We start from the raw sequence: 19,002 nt of genomic DNA, 5'->3' as shown, positions 1-19,002 counted from the left end.
CGACCAGCTGCTGCCGCTCGGTGTTCTCCGGGTCGTGGGCGTACTGGATCCCCACGTCGGGGCTGGTGTCGTCGGCACCGTCCAGGTTGTAGTACGCGGTGTTGATGCCGTGACCGGTGTTGGTGACTGTCTGCAGGCCGCGGGCCGAGCCGTTGGCCATGCCGCCGATGAAGGTCTCCACCAGGTCCTGGCCCATGGTCAGGTCGCTGCCGTAGTGGGCGTTGAAGTCGGTGTCGGTGAGGTCGTCGTTGCGGCCGTTCTTGACCCAGATCACCAGGGTGCCCGCCGGCGGGATGCTGACCCGCTCGGGCACGGTCGGCCACTGCACCACGTTGGTGTTGACCAGGTCGGCGCCCGGGTAGAGGTAGTCCAGCTGGTGGTGGCCGTAGTCGATCGGCTCGCTGGTGGCGTTGTAGAGCTCGATGAACTCATAGCCGTCGGCCCCGCCGACGTTGCTGGTGTCAGGCGTGACCTCGGTCACCTGCAGCGGCGCGGTCACCAGCTCGGGGTCGGGCTCCGGCGCCGGGGCGGGCTCGGGCTCGGGCTCAGGGGCCGGCTCCGGCTCGGCGAGCGCCGCCTCGGGGACCACGCCCGGGGTGGCCGTGGCCGGGCCCTCGAGCAGCGCGGTCCCGGAGGCGCTGTCGGCCCGCTTGAAGTGGGCGGTCTGGTCCACCCCGACCGCACCGGAGCCGTAGAAGGACCAGGTCACCACCGGGTCGGGCTGCCCGTCGGCGATGCCGGCAGGGACCGTGACGCGGATGCCTCGGTTGCCGCCGTTGGCCATGCCGGGCTGGCCGGTGACGCGCACCAGCGGGTAGTCCGCCGCCGGCTCCCCCACCGAGCCCCAGTGGGCGCGGAACTCCTGCTCGGTCCTGGCGAAGCTGTCCACGGTGCTCGAGGTGTAGGACAGCCACAGCACCAGCGACTCGCCCGCGGGCACCACCGACTGCTCGGGCACCTCCAGCGGCACGTCGCGGTCAGTCGCGGCGTCGTCGGCGTAGGTGTAGGCCACCTGCACCCCGGCCGCGGCGAGGTCGATGTCGGCGTCCGTGGTGTTCGTGACCTCGATGAACTCGAAGTCGTCGTAGGAGACGCTGTTCGGCGCGATCTCGGTGACCAGCAGCGGGGGCGCCGCGACCGCTGTCTCCTGCTGCGCGACCGCAGGGAGCGTCCCCAGCGTCGCGGCGGCCAGGGTGGCCGTGGTGAGCAGGGCGGTCAGCTGGCGCAGTGGCCTGGTCATGGGTCTCCTCCGTCGTCGGCCAGGAGTCCCTACCCAACGTGCGCGCGGCAACGCGTGGCTGTCGTCCACGTGACGACACGGTGCTGAGCAGTGGACGGTCAGGTGAACCGGGACGCCATCGCGGCCGCGGGTGCCGTCGTCACCGGCGGGCTGCGCGGATGGCTCAGATTGCGCGCGACGATGCACTCCCTACCCGACCGACCGACCGACCGACCGGGAGGCAAAGGCACTCCCTACCCGACCGACCGACCGACCGGGAGGCGGGGCGGGGCGGCGAGGCACCGCGTCGTTACCGTGGCTGCGTCCCGGGCCTGCCGCGATCCCTGGCGCGCTCGTAGGCAGGCTGCCTGAGCAGCGCGAGCGGGCGGGGGACTACCAGCCCGGCCGGCGCCTCCTGGACCGGCCCGAACCGCAGCTCGTCACCGGTGCCGATGCGGCGACCGATCCGCAGCACCCCGGTCACCGCCCACGCACCCCCCTGGGTGGCGCACAGCAGCTGGTACTCGTTGCGGCCCGTCGGACGCAGCGCGAGCCAGGTCAGCCCGAGCCGAGTGCGGAACGGCAGCAACGTGGTCAGCGTCCCGCTCCACCGGGAAGACCGGGGTAGCAGCAGGAAGCGGGTCCACCGACCGGTGCCCGTGGAGGCGAACAGCAGGTCACCACCGTCCGCGCCCGACACTCGGACCGCGGCGCCGGTGATGTCCGGCCATGGCTCGGGCAACCCCACCGCTCGGGACACTCGCACCAGGCAGTCCCGGGCTACCGGGCCCCCGTCCAGCAGTGGGGCACCCGTCGGCGCCGGGAGACCGGCCACCTCCAGCCGGGCCTCGTGGAGCGAGCCCCGAGGGTGCAGCGGCTTGGTGCGCGGCAGCACCCGCGGGCTGGTGCTGACCGCGGCCAGAACCCGACCGGCCACGCTCGCGCCGGCCGAGACGAGGCCCTGGGCCGCGTTCGGCCGACGAGGCCGGGCGGGTCGGTCAGCCGAGGGCATAGCTGTCGCCTCGGCTCCAGGCATGCACCCGGTCGGCGAGACCCTGCGAGCGAGCCGCGTCCAGGAACTCCTGCAGCCCGGAGGTGAACACGTCGTAGTCGTCGTAGTGGACGGGCAGCACGGTGCGCGGGCCGATGATCCGCATGGCTTCCACGCCTTGCTTCGCGTCCATGGTGACCAGCAGCTTCAGGACACGGGTGCCGCCCAGGTGCAGCAGACCGACGTCGAGGTCGGGGTAGCGGCGCGGGATCTGGTGCAGGTCGTCGTAGACCAGGGTGTCGCCACTGATGTAGATCCGCTGGGTGACCTCGTTCCCGTCAGGGAGGAACTCCAGCACGCTGCCCATCACGTCGGGCAGCACCAGGTCGGTCACTCCAGGACCGTGGCGTCCCGGGCACGCGCTGATCCGCAGCCGGCTCTGCCCCTTGACCACCTCCAGCGACTCCCACGTCCGCAGCGGCCAGCTGTTGGTGAACCCGCGTTTGCCGAGCACGGCCGCCGACTGCGGGGTGGTGACGACGGGCAGCTGGTTGTCGAGCTCGCGCTCGGCGACCTGGTCGAAGTGGTCACCGTGGAAGTGCGACAGCAGCACCAGGTCGAGCGGCGGCAGGTCCGCGACCTCCATCGCCGGGTCGGTCAGCCTGGTCGTGGAGAGGCCGTAGCCCAGCGGCACCTTCTCGTGCCGGTGCACGAAGGTCGGGTCGGTTAGGACGGTGAAGCCGGCGTAGCGGATCAGCACGGAGGCGTTGCCGATGAAGTACAGCGACCCAGCGTGCTGCGGGCTCGGTCCCGGCCCGGGGCTCACCGTCAGGGTGCGTGGCACCGTCCCACGGTAGGGACCGCCCGCTGGTCCCGCATCTGGAGCCGGCGCTGCCGTCGGCGGCGGCCACCCCGCGGGCTCTGGCCCACCGTTCCGGTTGCGGGTCGCTCCTCCGTTGCTACGTTGACTGAACGGCCTATACCACATCGATGGTCGGCCGGTTCACGGGGGTCCAGCAGCGCGCCTCTCTCCCTTTTCCAGGCCCGAGCTGACCCATGGCCTCGGGCGACAGCATCCGAGGAGATCCCATGTTCTTCCACCGTCAGGAACTGCAGTTCAAGGCCACCCCCGAGAAGCCGGACGCCGTCTACGCGCGCAAGCTGCAGGAGGTGCTCGGCGGCCAGTACGGGGAGATCACCGTGGCCATGCAGTACTCGTTCCAGGCTTGGAACATGCACATTCCGGGCAAGTACCGCGACCTGGTCTTCGGCATCGGGGCCGAGGAGTTCGGCCACGTGGAGATGCTGGCGACCATGATCGCCCAGCTGCTGGAGGACGCGCCGCTGGGCATCAGCGACGAGGCGGTGCAGGACGACCCGACGGTCGCCGCCGTGGTCGGCGGGACGGACGTGCAGCACGCGATCGTCGCCGGCGCGGGGGCACGCCCTGTGGACTCCCAGGGGAACCCCTGGACCGGTGCCTACGTGACGGCCAGCGGCAACCTCATGGCCGACTTCACCGCCAACGCCAACGCCGAGATGCAGGGCCGCATCCAGGTCGCCCGGCTCTACCACATGACCGACGACCCGGGGGTGCGCGACCTGCTCGCGTTCCTGCTGGCCCGGGACACCATGCACCAGAACCAGTGGCTGCGGGCCATCGAGGAGCTCAAGGAGGACGGGTTGGAGCAGCTGCCCGTCCCGAGCAACTTCCCGCAGGGCAAGGAGCACACCGACGTGTCCTACCAGTACCAGAACTTCTCCGACGGCCAGCAGGCTCAGGAGGGCTCCTGGGCCCATGGCCCCTCGGTCGACGGGAACGGTGAGCTCAGCTACCACGACGGCCCGACCACGAGCGCGCCGATGCCCGAGGTCACCCACCCGGACGCCCGGCTGTACGGCACCACCGAGCTGCCCAACGCGGTGGAGAAGGCAGCCGGCCTGGCGCAGGACAAGCTCCACAAGGAGTGAGTCGTGGGTGCCGCGTTCCTCGCGGCGGTGGTGGGAGGAGCAGCGACCGTCCTGGGTGGTGCCTGTGCCCTGCACCCGCGGATGCGTCGGCGTGGGCCGCTGGCCATCGCCCTTGCCTTCGCCGCCGGCATCATGGTCGTGCTCTCGTTCGTCGAGATCCTCCCGCTGGCGCACGAGTCACTGATCTCACACGGCGTGGCGAGCCCTCGGCTGTGGGTCCTGGCCGCGTTCGTGGTGGGCGCGCTCCTGGTGCTCCTCGCCGACCGCCTGCTGCCGGCCGCGGACGGGCCGGGGCCTCCCGGCCCGGCCGGTGACACCGGCCCGGCCGTTGGGTCTCCCGCCCTGTTGCGTAGCGGCGTGCTGCTGGCGCTCATCGTCACGGCCCACAACCTGCCCGAGGGCATGGCCGCGTTCCTGGCGATGTTGCACGACCCAGCACTGGGGGCGACTCTCGTGCTGGCCATCGCCATCCACAACCTGCCCGAGGGCGCGGCGGTGGCAGCGCCGGTCTATGCGGCCACCGGGAGCCGGACCAGGGCGCTGGCCTGGGCCGGCATCTCCGGAGCCGCCGAGCCGGTCGGCGCGCTGCTGGGCTACCTCGCGCTGCGGGCCGTCCTGCCCGCCGAGCTGGTCGTCCTGGCGCTGGCACTCGTCGCGGGCATGATGGTGCTCATCAGCGTGCGGCAGCTGCTCCCCACCGCTCGTCGGTACCAGACCCGGTGGTCGGACACCCCCGTCGGGTTCGGTGTGGGCGCCGGCCTCATCTGGATCAGCCTGCAGCTGGGCTGACTGCCCGCCGTCCCCGCGTGCCCCGCGTGACGGCAGCCCACGGCATCTGCCATCGTCGAGGCTGGTCGATCGAGGAGGATCGGGTTGCAGCCGCGCGTGGTGGAAGGCAGTGCTCGGGAGGATACCCTGGTCCTGGGTGTCTCTGCCTACTACCACGACTCGGCGGCCGCCATCGTCCGCAACGGCACAGTCCTGGCCGCATCTCACGAGGAGCGGTTCAGCCGGAGGAAGAACGACCCCCGGTTCCCGTCGGCGGCCGTTGCTGCCTGTCTCCGCGAGGCCGGAGCCACCCTGGCCGACGTCCCGCACGTGGTCTACTACGAGCAGCCCCGACTGAAGCTCGACCGGATCCTGCACACGCTGCGCGCCGGCCGCGAGGCTCGACCCCTCGCCCAGCACGCCCTTCCGCTGTGGGCGACGCGACGCGACATGGAGGGTCGGATCCGCCGCCAGCTCGGCCCGGGCTTCGCTGGTGCGGTCCACTTCACCGGGCACCACCTGTCCCATGCCGCCAGCGCCTTCTACCCCTCACCGTTCCGCAGCGCCGCCGTGCTGGTCCACGACGCCGTGGGGGAATGGGCCACCAGTTCCCTCGCCCACGGCTCCGGATCCCAGCTGGACGTGCGACAGGAGGTGCGTTTCCCGCACTCCCTCGGCATGCTGTACTCCGCCTTCACGGCCTACTGCGGGTTCCGGGTCAACTCGGGCGAGTACAAGCTGATGGGCCTGGCGCCCTACGGCACGCCCCGCTATACCGAGACGATCAGCCGGGACGTCGTGGCGATTCACGACGACGGCTCGCTGACCTTAAACCTCGACTACTTCCCGTACGCGCGCGGCGGACCGATCCGGTCGGAGTCGCTCGATCACCTCCTGGGCGGGCCCGGCCGTGATCCGGAAGGGCCGATCCTGCAACGGCACCTGGACGTGGCGGCATCCATCCAGCGCGTCTGCGAGACCGTGGTCGTGACCTCCGCGCGGTACGCCCGGGAGGTGACGGGCGAGCGGAACCTGGCCATGGCCGGGGGTGTGGCCCTCAACTGTGTCGCGAACGGTCGGCTCGCGGACGCAGCTCTGTTCGACCGGGTCTGGGTGCAGCCCGCCGCCGGCGACGCCGGCGGCGCGCTGGGGGCGGCGTTGGCCTTCTGGCACCGAGAGCTCGGGCGCCCTCGCACCCCGGAGCCAGCTGACGGCCAGCAAGGGTCCCTCCTCGGGCCCTCGTTCACGCCGGACGACGTCCAGCTCTACCTCGACGGCCAGGGCGCCCGGTACCACACCGCACGCGATGAGGAGGAGCTCATCGAGCGGGTGTGCGACTGGCTGGAGCAGGGCCTGGTCATCGGGTGGTTCCAGGGCCGCATGGAGTTCGGCCCCCGGGCGTTGGGCGCCCGCAGCATCATCGCCGACCCGCGACGGGCCGAGATGCAGCGGACCGTGAACACCAAGATCAAGTTCCGGGAGTCGTTCCGGCCCTTCGCGCCCTCGGTCCTGCGCGAGTACGCCCACGACCCGTTCGAGGTGCCTCCAGGTGCCGACCTGCCCTACATGACCACGACGAGCAGGGTCCGGGAGAGCCAGCGGGTGGCGCTGGACGACGAGGCGGTGGACCGGTCGCACTCGCCCGACCTCGTCACCCGCGTCTCCGTCGTCCGGTCCACCCTGCCCGCGGTGACCCACGTCGACTACTCCGCGCGGCTGCACACCGTCGACCCCGAGCGGCACGGCCGGTTCCACCGGCTGCTGAGCCGGTTCCATGGCCGCACCGGCTGCCCGGCCGTGCTCAACACCAGCTTCAACGTGCGCGGCGAGCCGATCGTGCACAGCCCGCACGACGCGCTGGGCTGCTTCCTCACCACCGACATGGACGCCCTGGTCCTGCAGGACTGCCTGCTGCTGAAGGACCAGCAGCCAGACGCTCTCCGAGTCACCGTCGGCCATCGACCCCCCACAGGAGCGGACTGAGACATGATCACGCTGCCGGACGGCCCGCCCACCCGTGGTCTGCTGCGCGGGTGGGCGCTCGCCATGGCACTGCCGGCCGCCACCGCGACCGTCGTTGCCCGCCCGCACCTGCCCGGACGGGCTCGGGCGGCAGCCACCGCCCTGACGGTCAGCACCCTCGGGCTCGGCATCGCGTGCCCCACGACCATGCTCCCCGCCTACCGGGGGTGGGCCTGGCTGGCAAGGCGCGGCTCCCAGGCACTGACCAGCTACGCGGGCTGGGTCACCCACGTCACGGCCGTGCCGGTGACCGGTGCCGCCCAGGTGCGGCCGCCAGAGCCGGGACGCTCGACGTGGCAGCGGCCGCAGCAGCAACCGGCGGCCTTGCCCCGGTGGCTCAGCACGTGCCTGGCCGTCCTCGGCTGGCTGCAGGACGACCGCGAGCCGGTCACCGACGCCCTCCCCCACGACACCTACACCCTCTACTAGGCCGGCGATGGGACTCCCTCGACGTCGTCACCTGGAGGCGATCGCCGGCGCGGGGATGCTGGCTCCGGTGGTCACCGCGGGGATGCCGCTGTGGTACGTCTCCGCGGCCACCCGCTGGCTCGCGCAGCGACCCTGGGTGGCGCCACAGCCGTTCCCCCGGCCACTGGTCGAGTACTCCCCCCTGCTGGGTATCCGCCCGCGCCGGAACCTGGACACCTACGGCCAGGCGGAGGAGGTCTTCCGGGTGCGGACCGATCCTCATGGCCGGCGCCACGCACGGTCGCTGGCGGACGCCGCCGTCGTCGCCTTCGGTGACTCCTTCGCCTTCGGCTACGGAGTCGACGACGACGACTGCTTCACCGAGCACTGCGGCGACCTCACCGTCAAGTCGGTCGCCTCACCGGCCCACAGCATGGTGCACGGCCTGCTGATGATGCAGGAGACCGCCGACCAGCTGCGCGGCAAGACCGCCCTGTGGTTCATCTACTGCGGCAACGACCTCACCGACAACCTCCACCCCAACCTGGGCGCAACCCGGGTGCCGTTCGTGCGGACCGGCAGGGACGGCCAGCCCCACGTCACCACCGAGCACGTCTGCGCCGAGCCGTGGGCCTTCTCCTCACCCCCTCGGGACAACGACCGGCTGTTCGCCGAGGTCTGCACCCCATCGGTCCTGCAGGACCGGGCCTTCTCCGCGGCCGACTACCTGATCTCTGAGGCGTCCACCGTCTGCGCCTCCGCGGGCGCCCGGCTAGTGGTGGTCGCCATCCCACCGACGGCCCAGGTGCTGGACGCTCAGCAGCTGGCGGCCCTGGGCTCTCGCCCGGAGGCAGTCGACCTCGACAGCGCTGAGCGGTTCCTCGCGCAGTCGGCTCGGTCCAGGAATGCGGGGTTCCTCGCCCTGCGGCGCCACCTGACGCGCCGCCACTACTGGAGGCACGACATGCACTGGAACCCACGCGGGCACCGCGCGGTCGGCCACGCGGTCGCCCGCTCCCTGCGTGCCCCCACACGGGAACGAGGGGACCGCCCGGCGCACGCGGCCGCGCCCTAGCCCAGTTCCCAGCACCGTCGTCCGCCGGTGCCGCGCCCGGGGCGCATCGTTGCCGTCCTCGTGCGGATGCAAGGTCAGGCGTCCCCTCGTAACGTCGAGCAGGTGCCCCGCGTCAGCCGATGCGGGGGCGTGGATACGCCAACATGCACGGAGGACACATGAAGACTGCCGAGATGATGGAGACCTACCCCGCGGAGATCAACCTCGACCGGGAGCTCCTGGCCAAGGTCGTGGACGCGCTGGCGGCCTGTTCACAGGCCTGTACCGCGTGCGCCGACGCATGCCTGAGCGAGGACATGGTCGCCGACCTGCGCAAGTGCATCCGGTCCAACCTGGACTGCGCCGACATCTGCGACGTCACCGGCCGGGTGCTGTCGCGGCACACCGGCTACGACGCCAACCTCACCCGCGCCCAGCTGCAGGCCTGTGCTCAGGCGTGCAAGTCCTGCGGTGACCAGTGTGACGAGCACGCCGGCCACCACGAGCACTGCCGGGTCTGCGCGGAGGCCTGCCGAGCATGTGAGCAGGCCTGCCAGGAGCTGCTCGCCACCATCAGCTGACCGTTCACCTGAGGGACCCGCCCGTCGCTCCTGGCGGGCGGGTTTCGTCTGTCCAGCCGGAGAACGCGGTGACGGGGACACCCAGGGAGGCTACGGCCCGACCATGGCCTGCGCCGAGATCTCCCAGCCCCCGGACCGGCTACCCCTGGCGGCGCACCGCTGAGTAAGCACCGGGCCAACGCCAGACCTGCTGCTCACCAACGTGGGAAGACGCCACTGGCGCAATGACGACAGGCCGGTTCCCAGCGTCCTCCCAGGCTCCTACGTTCCTGGTCACCGGGGTCGCAGCCGGCCCGTCCCCGGAGCACCACGTGGCCGGAACCACCGCAGGGGAGCGAGCATGCAAGTCCCACCGTTCCGTTCAGGACCAGACCCAACGGCGTCTCGCAGTGCACCACCCGGGCGCCGTCGCACGGCGGCTGGCGCCGCCGTGTCCGCGACGTTCGCACTGGTCGCGTCCACCTTCGGAGCGGCCGCGGGAGCGGCCGACACGCCTGCCGCAGCGGACAGGGGGCCCGCGGAGGTCGCCGAAGAGCTGCGCTCGACGGTCGCCGCCGCCGACGGCAGTCCGGTCCAGGCACTGATCGTCCTGGACCGGACCCCCGACGTGATGTCGGTGGAGGGTGACCGCGACGCGGTCGTCGCGGAGATGAAGTCGGCCGCCGCGGAGAGCCAGAGCGAGCTCGACGAGCAGATCGAACGGGCCGCCCAGCTCGGGGACGTCGAGGTCCTCAACCGGTTCTGGATCACCAACGCCGTGCTCGTGGAGTTCGCCGGCGACGAGGCGACCTTGGAGGCGGTCGCGGCGCTGCCGGCCGCGGACCGCGTGGTCCCGAACTTCGACGTCACCCTCATCGAGCCCGAGGAGCCGGACCTGACGACCGCCGACGAGGGCCCCTACACGTGGGGCCTGGAGCGGATCGCGGCCCCACGAATCTGGGACGAGCTCGGCGTGACTGGCACCGGCATCCGGGTCGCGACCCTGGACACCGGGGTGGACATCAACCACCCGGACCTCGCGGACAAGATGGTCACCGTCGACGCCTCCGACCCGACCTACCCGGGCGGCTGGATGGAGTTCGACTCCGCCGGCAACCGCGTCGAGTCCGAGCCGCACGACAGCGCCTACCACGGCACCCACGTCTCCGGCACCATCCACGGCGGCGCCACCTCGGGGCAGGCCATCGGCGTGGCCCCCACCGCCGACATGATGCACGGTCTGGTCATCCCGGGCGGTGGCGGCTCGTTCGCCCAGGTGGCGGCCGGCATGCAGTGGGCGGTCGACCCGGTCGACAGCGACGGCAACCCGGCCGGCGCGCCCGCCGACGTGGTCAACATGTCACTGGGCGGCAACGGCTTCCACCAGGAGATGATCCAGCCGACCATCAACATGCGGGCCGCCGGCATCGTGCCGGCGTTCGCCATCGGCAACAACTGCGGCTCCCTGGGCACCGCCAGCCCCGGCAACGTCTACGAGTCGCTGGCCGTCGGCAACACGACCGTCGACGAGGACGTCAACGGCTCGTCCTGCGGTGGCGTGGTGAGCACGAGCCAGTGGCCGGACCCGCCGGCCCACTGGCCGGACAGCTACATCAAGCCAGACATCTCCGCGCCCGGCACCGACGTGTGGTCGGCCGAGCCCGGCGGTGGCTACCGCTACCTGTCCGGCACCTCCATGGCGACCCCGCACGTGGCGGGCACCGCGGCGCTCATGCTGAGCGCCGCGCCGGAGCTGACGCCGGACCAGATCCAGCAGACGCTGGAGGACACCTCGGTCTGGGACGACCGCTACTCCCCCGACCGGCCCGACACCCGCTACGGCCACGGCCGCATCAACGCCTACGAGGCGACCGCCATCGTCGCGATCGACAGCGGCGTGACCGGCACCGTCACGGACGCCGAGGACGGCGACCCGGTGACCGGGGCGACCGTCTCTGTTGCCGGCTCCGACCGCGAGGTCGTCACGGGCGATGACGGCACGTTCACCGTCCGGCTCGAGCCCGGCAGCTACGACCTGCAGGCCGAGGCCTTCGGGTACGAGGCCGGCACGGTCGAGGATGTCGAGGTCACCGAGGAGACCTTCACCGAGGTCGCCCTGGAGCTGGCGCCCGCGCCCCGCGGTGACATCGCCGGGTCGGTGACCTTCGTCGAGTCCGGGGACGGCGTGCCCGGAGCGACGGTCGAGGTGCTGGACGTCCCGGTGACCTTCGCCGACACGACGGCCGAGGACGGCAGCTACACGATCTCGGAGGTGCCCGAGGGCAGCTACACCGTCGCGGTGGACCGGGCCGGGTTCTCCAACCCGGCGCCGGCGCAGGTCACCGTCGTGGCTGGCGAGACGGTGACGCTGGACTTCGAGCTGGACCCGGCCCCGCAGACGGTGGCGGCGATCGGCCGCTACGCGGATCACTACGCCGACCACCTGGCGCCGTACGGCTACGAGGTCGACACGTTCACCTGGAACCAGATCGACCAGGTGACCGACTACAGCACGATCATCACCGCGTACGGCACCACGTCGGACACCACCCAGGCGGAGTGGGACGCGTTCACCGCGGCCACCGACGCCAACGGGACCGGCGTCGTGTTCACCGACCACGCCTTCGGCACCGGCAACGGCATCCCCAAGCTGGAGATGTTCACCGGGCAGCCGGAGTCGACCGGCGGCTCCAGCGGCGGTGGCGGCGCAGCCACCTCCTTCTACGAGGTGACCGTCGAGCACCCGATCCTGGCGGGCTACCAGGTGGGTGACCGGATCCCGCTGGACGACAGCGACCAGGCCAAGTGGATCGCCTGGTTCGGTGACTACAGCGGCGACGGCCGGGAGGTGCTGGCCACGATGGGCCGCGACGACGCGACCGAGATTCACGGCAACGGGATCGCGGTGCAGGAGCGGGCCAACAACCGGTACGCCCTACTGTCCACCCACGGCGTCTCAGCGACCCGTGACCCCTCGGACTGGACCGAGCAGGCGACCATGGTGTTCCTCAACGCCATGGGCTGGGTCACCCCTCCGCCGGAGCCGGGCCAGCCGACCTTCACGGTCTACGACCTGCAGGTCGACCCGGACCTGGTCAAGGCCGGTGAGGACGTCGGGGTCAGTGCCCAGGTGAAGAACGTCGGCCTGTCGGCCGGCAGCTACACCGCCACGCTCACCGTCGACGGTGCCGTGGAGGGCGAGGAGACGGTCGACCTGGAGTCAGGCGAGACCGCCACCGTCAGCTGGACGGTGAGCCGCGACCAGCTGGGCACCTACGGCGTGCGCGTGGGCACCGAGTCGGACAGCTTCCGGGTCCGGGCCCCGCTCTACGACCTGACGGTGCACGAGCTCGAGGGCGGCCCGCTCGCGGGCGCGACCGTCGAGCTGGTCGACGACTCCGGCGCGCTGCTGGAGATGGGCACGACGGACGAGGAGGGCCAGCTCACCTTCGAGACGACGGCGCCGAGCGCCTCCTACGCCCTGGTGGTGCGGCATGACGACGCCGCCGACGGTCACAACTACCTGCTGACCGACGGCATCCAGGTCAGCGACGACACGGCGCGGGTGATCCAGCCCACGGTCGGGTCGGACGTCGGCGAGGACGCGGTGGCCGTGATGGACCTCGCCCAGGAGTCCGTGGACGACGGTCACGAGGCCGGCAGCTACGTGCGGCCGGACCTGACCGCCGACCACTCCTTCCGGTACGACCCGGGCACGCTGGTGGCCTCCCTCGGCGACTACGACTACGTGCACGTGCACCAGGTCAGCAAGCTGGAGCAGGACTGGTGGTGGGTGGCCGAGCCGGTCATCGACGACGGCTGGAACACCTCGGCCGCGCAGGCCAAGCCCTACGGCGGCGAGCTGCTGCTCGACGTCGCCAGCGCCTCCTACGACGGCACGGAGGTGACCGTCGACTGGGGCCTGGCTGACGGGTACGGCCACGAGGTCGAGGTGGTGCTCTCCGGTGAGGTGCGGCCCTTCCTCGACCTGCCGGAGGTGCTCGACCTGGAGGATGTCACCGCGCAGGTCCGCGCGATGACCTCCGAGGAGGGTCAGCTGCTGATGCGGCTGCGCTCCGGGAGCACCGACATCCGCGCCGGCTCGATCGGCTGGGACGACCGGCCGGTGGTGTTCGAGCAGGAGCTCGACAGCGGTGTCTACAAGGTGATCATCGAGGCCGACACCGGTTCCTACTCCGGTGAGCTGACCGACGACACCAGGCTGCGCAACGTGCGCGGCGGCGGTGGCGGCGGCGGTCAGGGCAACGGCAACGGCAACGGCTGACACCAGGAACGACGGCGCCCCGCGGGACCTCCCGCGGGGCGCCGTCGTGTCCCACCCATGGGGGTGGACACCCCGTAACCCCTCCCCTACGCTCACCGGATCGCCAAGGGGATCGGGGAGGCGCGCGGTGACGCTCGACCTGGAGTCGATGCAGAACTTTCTGGACACGATCGGCATGGGCGCGGTCGAGGAGGCGGTCTACCGCCGCCTGATGGCCTCGGCGTCCTGCTCCGGCACCGAGGTCGCGCGCGACCTCGGTGTGCCGATCCGCGAGACCCGTGCCGTGCTGCGATGGCTCGAGAGCAAGGGGCTGGTGGTGCGGACGGCGGGGACCCGCGACCGGTATGCGGCAGCACCTCCGGACACCGCCCTGGGCCCGGTGATCGCCGGGCAGGAGGAGCAGCTGCGGCTGGCCCGGGACGTCCTCGCCACGCTCACCAGCGACTACCAGGCCGCACGCGCCCAGCTGGCCGCCCAGCTCGTCGAGGTGGTGACCGGCGAGGTGGCCATCGGCCAGCGCTTCCAGCAGCTGCAGTCCGAGGCATCCAGCGAGCTGCTCTTCCTCGTCAAGCCGCCGTTCGTCGTCGACAACGGCGACAACGAGGCCGAGCTCGAGCTGCTGGCCCGCGGCGTGGTGGTGCGCAGCATCTACGACAGCGAGGTGCTGGACCGGCCCGGCGGCATGGCCGGTGTCCGCCGATACGTCGACGCCGGCGAGCAGGCCAGGGTGGTCCCCCGGCTCCCCGCCAAGCTCTGCGTGGTCGACCGGTCGGTCGCGCTCCTGCCGCTCGTCGTCGACGGCGGGCGCCAGGCGGGCGCGCTGGCCGTGCGGGCCAGCGAGCTGCTCGACACGCTGCTCGCGCTGTTCTCCACGTTGTGGGGGATGGGGGCGCCCCTGCCCGCCGCGACGCCCAGTGACGGTGCGGGCTCCCCCGCGGTAACCCGGGATGAGCGGGAGATCCTCGCGCTCATGTACGCCGGGCTGACCGACTACGGCATCGCCCGGCAGCTCGATGCCAGCCAGCGGACCGTGCAGCGGCACGTCCGGGCGCTGATGGACCGGTTCGACGCCAGCAGCCGGTTCCAGCTCGGCGCGATCGCCCGCGAGCGCGGGCTCATCGTGGGGTAGCGGTTGCCGCCCCGTGCTCCCTCGGCGTCACGGCGTCCCGACGACACGCAGGCGGGCTACGCGATCACCGGCCGCCGCTCGGCGCCGGCACCGGTCACCTCATCGGTGAGCGCCTCCGCCCACGCGGCCTCGAGCCGCTCGGGCACGTCGACGAGGCTCTCCGGGCCCAGGGCGTAGGGCAGCCGGATCCAGGAGTCCATGCCGCCGGCCGGCGCGAACGTCGGCCCTGAGGCCAGCAGCACCCCGTGCCGGCGGGCGGCCACGGTCAACGCGGTCGACCGCGGCTCCGGCAGCTCGCACCACAGCGACAGCCCACCGGGCGGGTCGTTCACCTGCCAGTCCGGTAGCCGCTGCGCCAGGCCGTCCTGCAGCAGCTGGCGGCCGCGGCTGAGCCGGTCCACCTGCTCCCGGTGCAGCTGCGCCTCCCGTTCGCTGTCGCCCAGCAGCCCCGCCACCACGAGCTGCTCGAGCACCGGCGCGCCGAGGTCGAGGCGCAGCCGCACCGTCGCCATCTGCTCCACCCGCTCCCGCGGCAGCCGCATCCACCCGATCCGCAGCCCGCACCAGAACGACTTGCTGGCACTGCCCACCGTGACCGTGTCCGGCGCGAACGCCCCGAACGGCGCCGGCATCTGCCCCGGCGCCAGGTCCAGCGGCAGGTCCACCGGCGACTCGTCCACCAGCGCGACCGTGCGGGCCCGGGTGAGCGCGGCGGCTACCTGCTCCCGCTGCGCGGCGTCCATGAGCGCACCGGTCGGGTTGTGGAAGTCCGGCACCAGGTAGGCCGCCCGCGCGCCCACCTGCCGCAGCAGCAGCGCCAGCCCTTCGGGGTCCCACTCCTGCCCCGGCGCCCGGTGGTCCACCGGGTGCGGCACCGTCCGGGCGCGGGCGCCGGTGAGCGTGGCGATCGCGTTGGGGTAGGTGGGGCTCTCCACGACCACCCGGTCCCCCGGCGACAGCAGCGCCTGCACGGCGACGGCCGTGCCCGCCAGCGCCCCGGAGGTGACGATGACCTGGTCGGGGTCGGTCGGCAGGCCACGGCGGGTGTACCGCTCGGCCAGCGCCTCCCGCAGCAGCGGCAGCCCGCTCGGGTAGTAGCCGCTGCCGGGCAGGTAGCCGCCCAGCTCGGTCAGCGCCTGCTCGTAGGCCTGCATCACCCCGCCGGGCGCGGGCGAGGCGGTGCAGCTGAGGTCGATGGCGTCCTCCGCGCTCCCGCCCGGGGCCAGCAGGTGGTCCACCCGGCCACCCGGGACGTGCGGCAGCCGCACCACGCTGCCGGACCCGCGCCGCGTCTCCAGGTACCCCTGCTCCCGCAGCAACCCGTACGCCCGGGTCACCGTGGTGCGGCTCAGCCCGACCGCACCGGTCAGGTCGCGCTCGCTGGGCAGCCGCGTGCCCGCCGGGAGCCTGCCCTCGGTGGTGGATCGCCGCAGCCGGGCAGCGAGCGCGGCGTAGGCCGGAGGCTCCCACGGGCCCCCGCCGACCAGCCCGGCCACCTTCGCCGCCGACATCGTGCGCTGCATGAGGCCACTTTCCCACAATTGGCTCTTTGCGCAAGGGCCAATTGTGGGAGACAGTGGAGACCATGAGCGCACGCCGATCGCAGCCCGCCGGCTCCCACCCGCGCACCCGTCGCGGGCGCACCGAGCTGGCCAACCTCGGCCCGGTGGCCCAGCTGCGCGCCGGCCGGCTGCCGCGCCGACTGATCCAGCTGGTGGTGGGCCTGATGATCTACGGCGCCTCGATGGCGCTGGTGCTGCGCGCCACGCTCGGGCAGATCCCCTGGGACGTGCTGCACGTGGGCATCACCAAGCACCTGCCGCTGAGCTTCGGCACGGTGGTGATCCTGGTGTCGCTGCTGGTGCTGCTGCTGTGGATCCCGCTGCGGCAGCGGCCCGGACTGGGCACGATCGCCAACGCCGTCCTCATCGGGGTGGCCGCCGACCTGACGTTGGCGGTGGTGCCCGAGCCCGAGCACCTGGCGTCGCGGGCAGCGCTGCTCGTTGGCGCGGTCGGCGTCAACGGGGTGGCCTCGGCGATGTACATCGGCGCCCAGCTCGGCCCCGGCCCGCGGGACGGGCTCATGACCGGGCTCTCCCGCACGACCGGGCTCTCGCTGCGCTTCGTTCGCACCGGCATGGAGGTCACCGTGGTGGCCATCGGTTGGCTGCTCGGTGGGGTGATCGGCCTGGGCACCGTGCTCTACGCGCTGGCGATCGGCCCGTTGACCCAGGGGATGCTGCCCTACCTCACGGTGCGCCTGGACGTGCCGGAGCGCGCAGCCGCGACACCGAGCGACGCGTCCACAACGCCTGAGGGCGCCGCGGACGCGACGGACGCCCGAGTGGCTCAGCCCTGCCAGTGAGGGTCGCGTCCGGTCAGCGCGACGAGCCGCTCCAGGGCGGTGGCGCCCTCGGGCACCGGTCGCTCCGGGCCGAACGCGTCGCCGCGCTCGCCCTCGGTCCCGGGCCCGCTGAACAGCTCCACGAAGCTCAGCGCGGCAGTGACGGCTTCGGGGTCGGGCCGGTACTCCTGCCCGGTCGCCCGCGCCAGGTCCCAGCCGTGGACGACCACCTCGTCGGCGGTGGTCATCGCGGCCATCTGGCCGTCCATGTCGACGCCTCCCACCCGGGTCGTCCCCTCCCAGGCGGCCGGGTCGGTCCACGCCCGCGCCAGGTCGGCCAGCCGCTCCGGGATCCGGGTGCGCCAGTCGGCCGTGAGCCGCTCGGCGTGGCCGATCGGCCCCTCGGGGCCGGGGTCGGGCACCGGCTCCTTCCGCGCGGCGAGCGTGAACGCCAGCGCCAGCCCGTCCAGGTGGTCCAGCAGGGCGGCGACGGTGTACCCCGTGCACGGGGTCGGGTCGGACAGCTGCTCGTCCCCGATCCCGCGCACCAGGTCAGCCACGTGCGTGGCCACCGGGGCAAGGTCGACGGGGGCGGCGGCGGGAGAGGTATCCATGTCCCGATTGACCCCGCCGCTACCGCGGCCTCATCGGTCACCGGCTCAGGACCGCTGCGCCTCCTCGACCGCGGCGCGCAGCACCCGCAGTGAGCCGGGCCGCTACCCGTCGTCGCCGGGGAGCCCGTCCTTGAGTCGGAACGGTGGCCCGCCAGGAACGGGGATCTGCTGGTCCAGCAGCTCCCGCAGGCGCTGCTCGTGAACCTCGAGCAGCGACGCCACCAGCTCGTCCCGGTCGACGCCGCGCTCGTCGGCGATCTCCCCGAGGGTCTCGCCGGCGCGCAGCCGCCGCCGCAGCTCCCCTGGCTCCAGCCCCAGCGCCTCGGCGGCCGTCACCCAGACCGGGCCGCCCACGCTCCGCACGTGCCCGGGCGGTCCGCCGCGCTCGCTGCCCTCGTCCCCGTCGCCACCCGGCGCGCCGTGCGCGTGGCCCGGGCCGTGACCGTTGCCATGCGCGTGACCCGGCCCGAGGCCCCGGCCGTGGGTGTGGTCAGGGTGCGCCTTGTCCCCACCGAGCTCCCCGTCCGGCTCGTCTGCCGGGGCGGTCACCGCCGGCGGCTCGGCTGGGGTCACCTCGTCATCGGCGCCGGCTGGGAGGACGACCGCACCGACGGCCGTCGCCGCTGCCAGCGTCCCCACGGCGGCCCAGGCCGCGATGGTGCGTCGCATCGGCCGTCCCCTTCGTACGGGCAGCGCGTCCGCCGCGCTGCTGCACACAGTGTGCCCCGCCGAGGTGACCCGCACCAGAGCCGTGGCCCATGCTGCCCGCCTGGGCCCCGCGGCTACAACCAGTCGACCTGCGGGGCGAGGAGGGCGTAGCCCACGAACGCGACGATGTCGAGCAGTGCATGCGCAACGATCAGCGGCATCACCCGCCGCGTGCGGGTGTAGACCCAGCCGAGCAGCAACCCCATCGCGACGTTGCCGAGGAACCCGCCGAAGCCCTGGTAGAGGTGGTAGGTCCCGCGGATCAGCGCCGAGGTGACGATGATCGTGGCGGCGGACCAGCCGGCCTGCGCCCAGCGGCGGAACAGGTAACCCACCATGACCACCTCCTCGAGCACGGCGTTCTGCACGGCGGCCAGCACGAGCACCGGCACGCCCCACCACACCGCCGGGAGGTTGGCGGCCGCGACCGTGGTGTTCAGGTCCAGCGCACGGGCCAGCAGGTAGAGGCCCAGGCCCGGGATCCCGATGACCGCTGCCAGCGTGGTGCCGCCCAGCAGGTCGCGGCCGGGACGGGTGAGGTCCAGTCCCATCCGCCGGGGGTGGTCGCCGTCGCGTGCCAGCAGGTGCAGCGCCAGCAGCACGGGCACCAGCGCCAGGCCGACCTCAGCCAGCTGGTAGGCCAGGTCCAGCCACGGCCGGTCCGGAGCGGCGGAGGTGTTCATCGCCGTGGTCTGGGTGGAGAGCGGCTCGGGCGCGGTCGCCTTGCGGATGATGGACAGCACCGCCCAGACCGCCGAGGCACCCAGGCTGACGCCGAGCACGAGCATGGTCTCGGTGAGCAACATCCGGCGGCGCGCGGACATGGCGCCGGGGGTGCCGGAGTCGGCGTGGATGGCCACGGGGGAAGCGTAGAGGCACGGTCGCGTCGCTCCACGAACGCGGGGGGCGGCGCGGGAGTCGCAGTGGTC

At 72.6% G+C, this 19,002-nt stretch carries 15 protein-coding genes and 1 pseudogene; 9 read left to right on the top strand and 7 right to left on the bottom strand.

Translation table 11 applies throughout. From position 1 onward, the window contains the following. The 3 genes and pseudogenes from GFJ45_RS01025 to GFJ45_RS01015 form a co-directional block, all read right to left on the bottom strand. Positions 1–1,240: pseudogene (locus GFJ45_RS01025) on the bottom strand (lamin tail domain-containing protein); the annotation flags it as partial. Positions 1,241–1,529: 289 nt separating this feature from the next. After that, positions 1,530–2,156 carry a hypothetical protein gene (locus GFJ45_RS01020; protein WP_153393014.1) on the bottom strand — a complete coding sequence of 209 codons (627 nt, stop codon included), beginning with the start codon at positions 2,154–2,156 and terminating at the stop codon, positions 1,530–1,532. A gap of 61 nt (positions 2,157–2,217) precedes the next feature. Beyond that, entirely contained in the window at positions 2,218–3,054 is an 837-nt protein-coding gene (locus GFJ45_RS01015) for an MBL fold metallo-hydrolase (protein ID WP_228386304.1), read from the bottom strand. 245 nt (positions 3,055–3,299) lie between these two features. On the opposite strand from GFJ45_RS01015, the gene GFJ45_RS01010 reads away from it, so the two are divergent. The 8 genes from GFJ45_RS01010 to GFJ45_RS00975 all read left to right on the top strand — a co-directional run bounded on the left by GFJ45_RS01010 (position 3,300) and on the right by GFJ45_RS00975 (position 14,407). Then, a complete protein-coding gene (locus tag GFJ45_RS01010) occupies positions 3,300–4,181 on the top strand; it encodes a manganese catalase family protein (RefSeq protein ID WP_153393008.1) in 882 nt (293 codons plus the stop codon). Between the two features lie 3 nt (positions 4,182–4,184). Next, positions 4,185–4,970: a ZIP family metal transporter gene (locus GFJ45_RS01005; RefSeq protein WP_153393005.1), complete on the top strand. Its 786-nt coding sequence runs from the start codon at positions 4,185–4,187 to the stop codon at positions 4,968–4,970. An 84-nt stretch (positions 4,971–5,054) separates the two neighbouring features. Next, the gene (locus GFJ45_RS01000; protein WP_228386302.1) at positions 5,055–6,932 is read left to right on the top strand and encodes a carbamoyltransferase family protein; all 1,878 of its coding nucleotides are present in this window, start codon (positions 5,055–5,057) and stop codon (positions 6,930–6,932) included. A 3-nt stretch (positions 6,933–6,935) separates the two neighbouring features. Beyond that, positions 6,936–7,400: a hypothetical protein gene (locus GFJ45_RS00995; RefSeq protein WP_153393002.1), complete on the top strand. Its 465-nt coding sequence runs from the start codon at positions 6,936–6,938 to the stop codon at positions 7,398–7,400. 7 nt (positions 7,401–7,407) lie between these two features. Next, positions 7,408–8,454 carry an alginate O-acetyltransferase AlgX-related protein gene (locus GFJ45_RS00990; RefSeq protein ID WP_153392999.1) on the top strand — a complete coding sequence of 349 codons (1,047 nt, stop codon included), beginning with the start codon at positions 7,408–7,410 and terminating at the stop codon, positions 8,452–8,454. 158 nt (positions 8,455–8,612) lie between these two features. After that, entirely contained in the window at positions 8,613–9,014 is a 402-nt protein-coding gene (locus GFJ45_RS00985) for a four-helix bundle copper-binding protein (RefSeq protein ID WP_153392997.1), read from the top strand. A gap of 430 nt (positions 9,015–9,444) precedes the next feature. After that, positions 9,445–13,278: a S8 family serine peptidase gene (locus GFJ45_RS00980; protein WP_153392994.1), complete on the top strand. Its 3,834-nt coding sequence runs from the start codon at positions 9,445–9,447 to the stop codon at positions 13,276–13,278. Between the two features lie 127 nt (positions 13,279–13,405). Next, a complete protein-coding gene (locus GFJ45_RS00975) occupies positions 13,406–14,407 on the top strand; it encodes a helix-turn-helix transcriptional regulator (protein ID WP_153392991.1) in 1,002 nt (333 codons plus the stop codon). A gap of 56 nt (positions 14,408–14,463) precedes the next feature. Here the strand turns inward: GFJ45_RS00975 and yczR are convergent, their stop codons facing one another. Further along, positions 14,464–15,930, bottom strand: a complete 1,467-nt coding sequence (gene yczR / locus GFJ45_RS00970; protein WP_228386301.1) for a MocR-like transcription factor YczR — start codon at positions 15,928–15,930, stop codon at positions 14,464–14,466. A gap of 62 nt (positions 15,931–15,992) precedes the next feature. Between yczR and yczE the strand changes: the two genes are divergently transcribed. Next, entirely contained in the window at positions 15,993–16,772 is a 780-nt protein-coding gene (gene yczE, locus GFJ45_RS00965) for a membrane protein YczE (protein WP_228386299.1), read from the top strand. Here the strand turns inward: yczE and GFJ45_RS00960 are convergent. From GFJ45_RS00960 to GFJ45_RS00950, 3 genes are all read right to left on the bottom strand, one after another. Next, complete coding sequence (locus GFJ45_RS00960) at positions 16,757–17,365, bottom strand: TIGR03086 family metal-binding protein (protein WP_153392988.1); 609 nt, start codon at positions 17,363–17,365, stop codon at positions 16,757–16,759. The genes yczE and GFJ45_RS00960 overlap by 16 nt on opposite strands. A gap of 102 nt (positions 17,366–17,467) precedes the next feature. Then, complete coding sequence (locus tag GFJ45_RS00955; protein ID WP_153392985.1) at positions 17,468–18,034, bottom strand: hypothetical protein; 567 nt, start codon at positions 18,032–18,034, stop codon at positions 17,468–17,470. 113 nt (positions 18,035–18,147) lie between these two features. Beyond that, on the bottom strand, positions 18,148–18,897 hold the full coding sequence (locus GFJ45_RS00950) for a CPBP family intramembrane glutamic endopeptidase (protein WP_153393060.1): 750 nt from the start codon (positions 18,895–18,897) through the stop codon (positions 18,148–18,150). Positions 18,898–19,002 lie beyond the last annotated feature (105 nt).

Origin of the sequence: Ornithinicoccus halotolerans, assembly GCF_009602535.1 — a bacterium.
GTDB lineage: Bacteria > Actinomycetota > Actinomycetes > Actinomycetales > Dermatophilaceae > Ornithinicoccus > Ornithinicoccus halotolerans.
The sequence above is the reverse complement of the archived record's forward strand: the minus strand, read 5'-3'. Positions and strand labels throughout refer to the sequence as shown.

Bases quoted from the DNA above. Each gene is read 5' to 3' on its own strand.
- GFJ45_RS01010 (WP_153393008.1), top strand. From the start codon at position 3,300: ATGTTCTTCCACCGTCAGGAACTGCAGTTCAAGGCCACCCCCGAGAAG.
- GFJ45_RS00995 (WP_153393002.1), top strand. From the start codon at position 6,936: ATGATCACGCTGCCGGACGGCCCGCCCACCCGTGGTCTGCTGCGCGGG.
- GFJ45_RS00990 (WP_153392999.1), top strand. From the start codon at position 7,408: ATGGGACTCCCTCGACGTCGTCACCTGGAGGCGATCGCCGGCGCGGGG.
- GFJ45_RS00985 (WP_153392997.1), top strand. From the start codon at position 8,613: ATGAAGACTGCCGAGATGATGGAGACCTACCCCGCGGAGATCAACCTC.
- yczR (WP_228386301.1), bottom strand. From the start codon at position 15,930: ATGCAGCGCACGATGTCGGCGGCGAAGGTGGCCGGGCTGGTCGGCGGG.
- yczE (WP_228386299.1), top strand. From the start codon at position 15,993: ATGAGCGCACGCCGATCGCAGCCCGCCGGCTCCCACCCGCGCACCCGT.
- GFJ45_RS00960 (WP_153392988.1), bottom strand. From the start codon at position 17,365: ATGGATACCTCTCCCGCCGCCGCCCCCGTCGACCTTGCCCCGGTGGCC.
- GFJ45_RS00955 (WP_153392985.1), bottom strand. From the start codon at position 18,034: ATGCGACGCACCATCGCGGCCTGGGCCGCCGTGGGGACGCTGGCAGCG.
- GFJ45_RS00950 (WP_153393060.1), bottom strand. From the start codon at position 18,897: ATGTCCGCGCGCCGCCGGATGTTGCTCACCGAGACCATGCTCGTGCTC.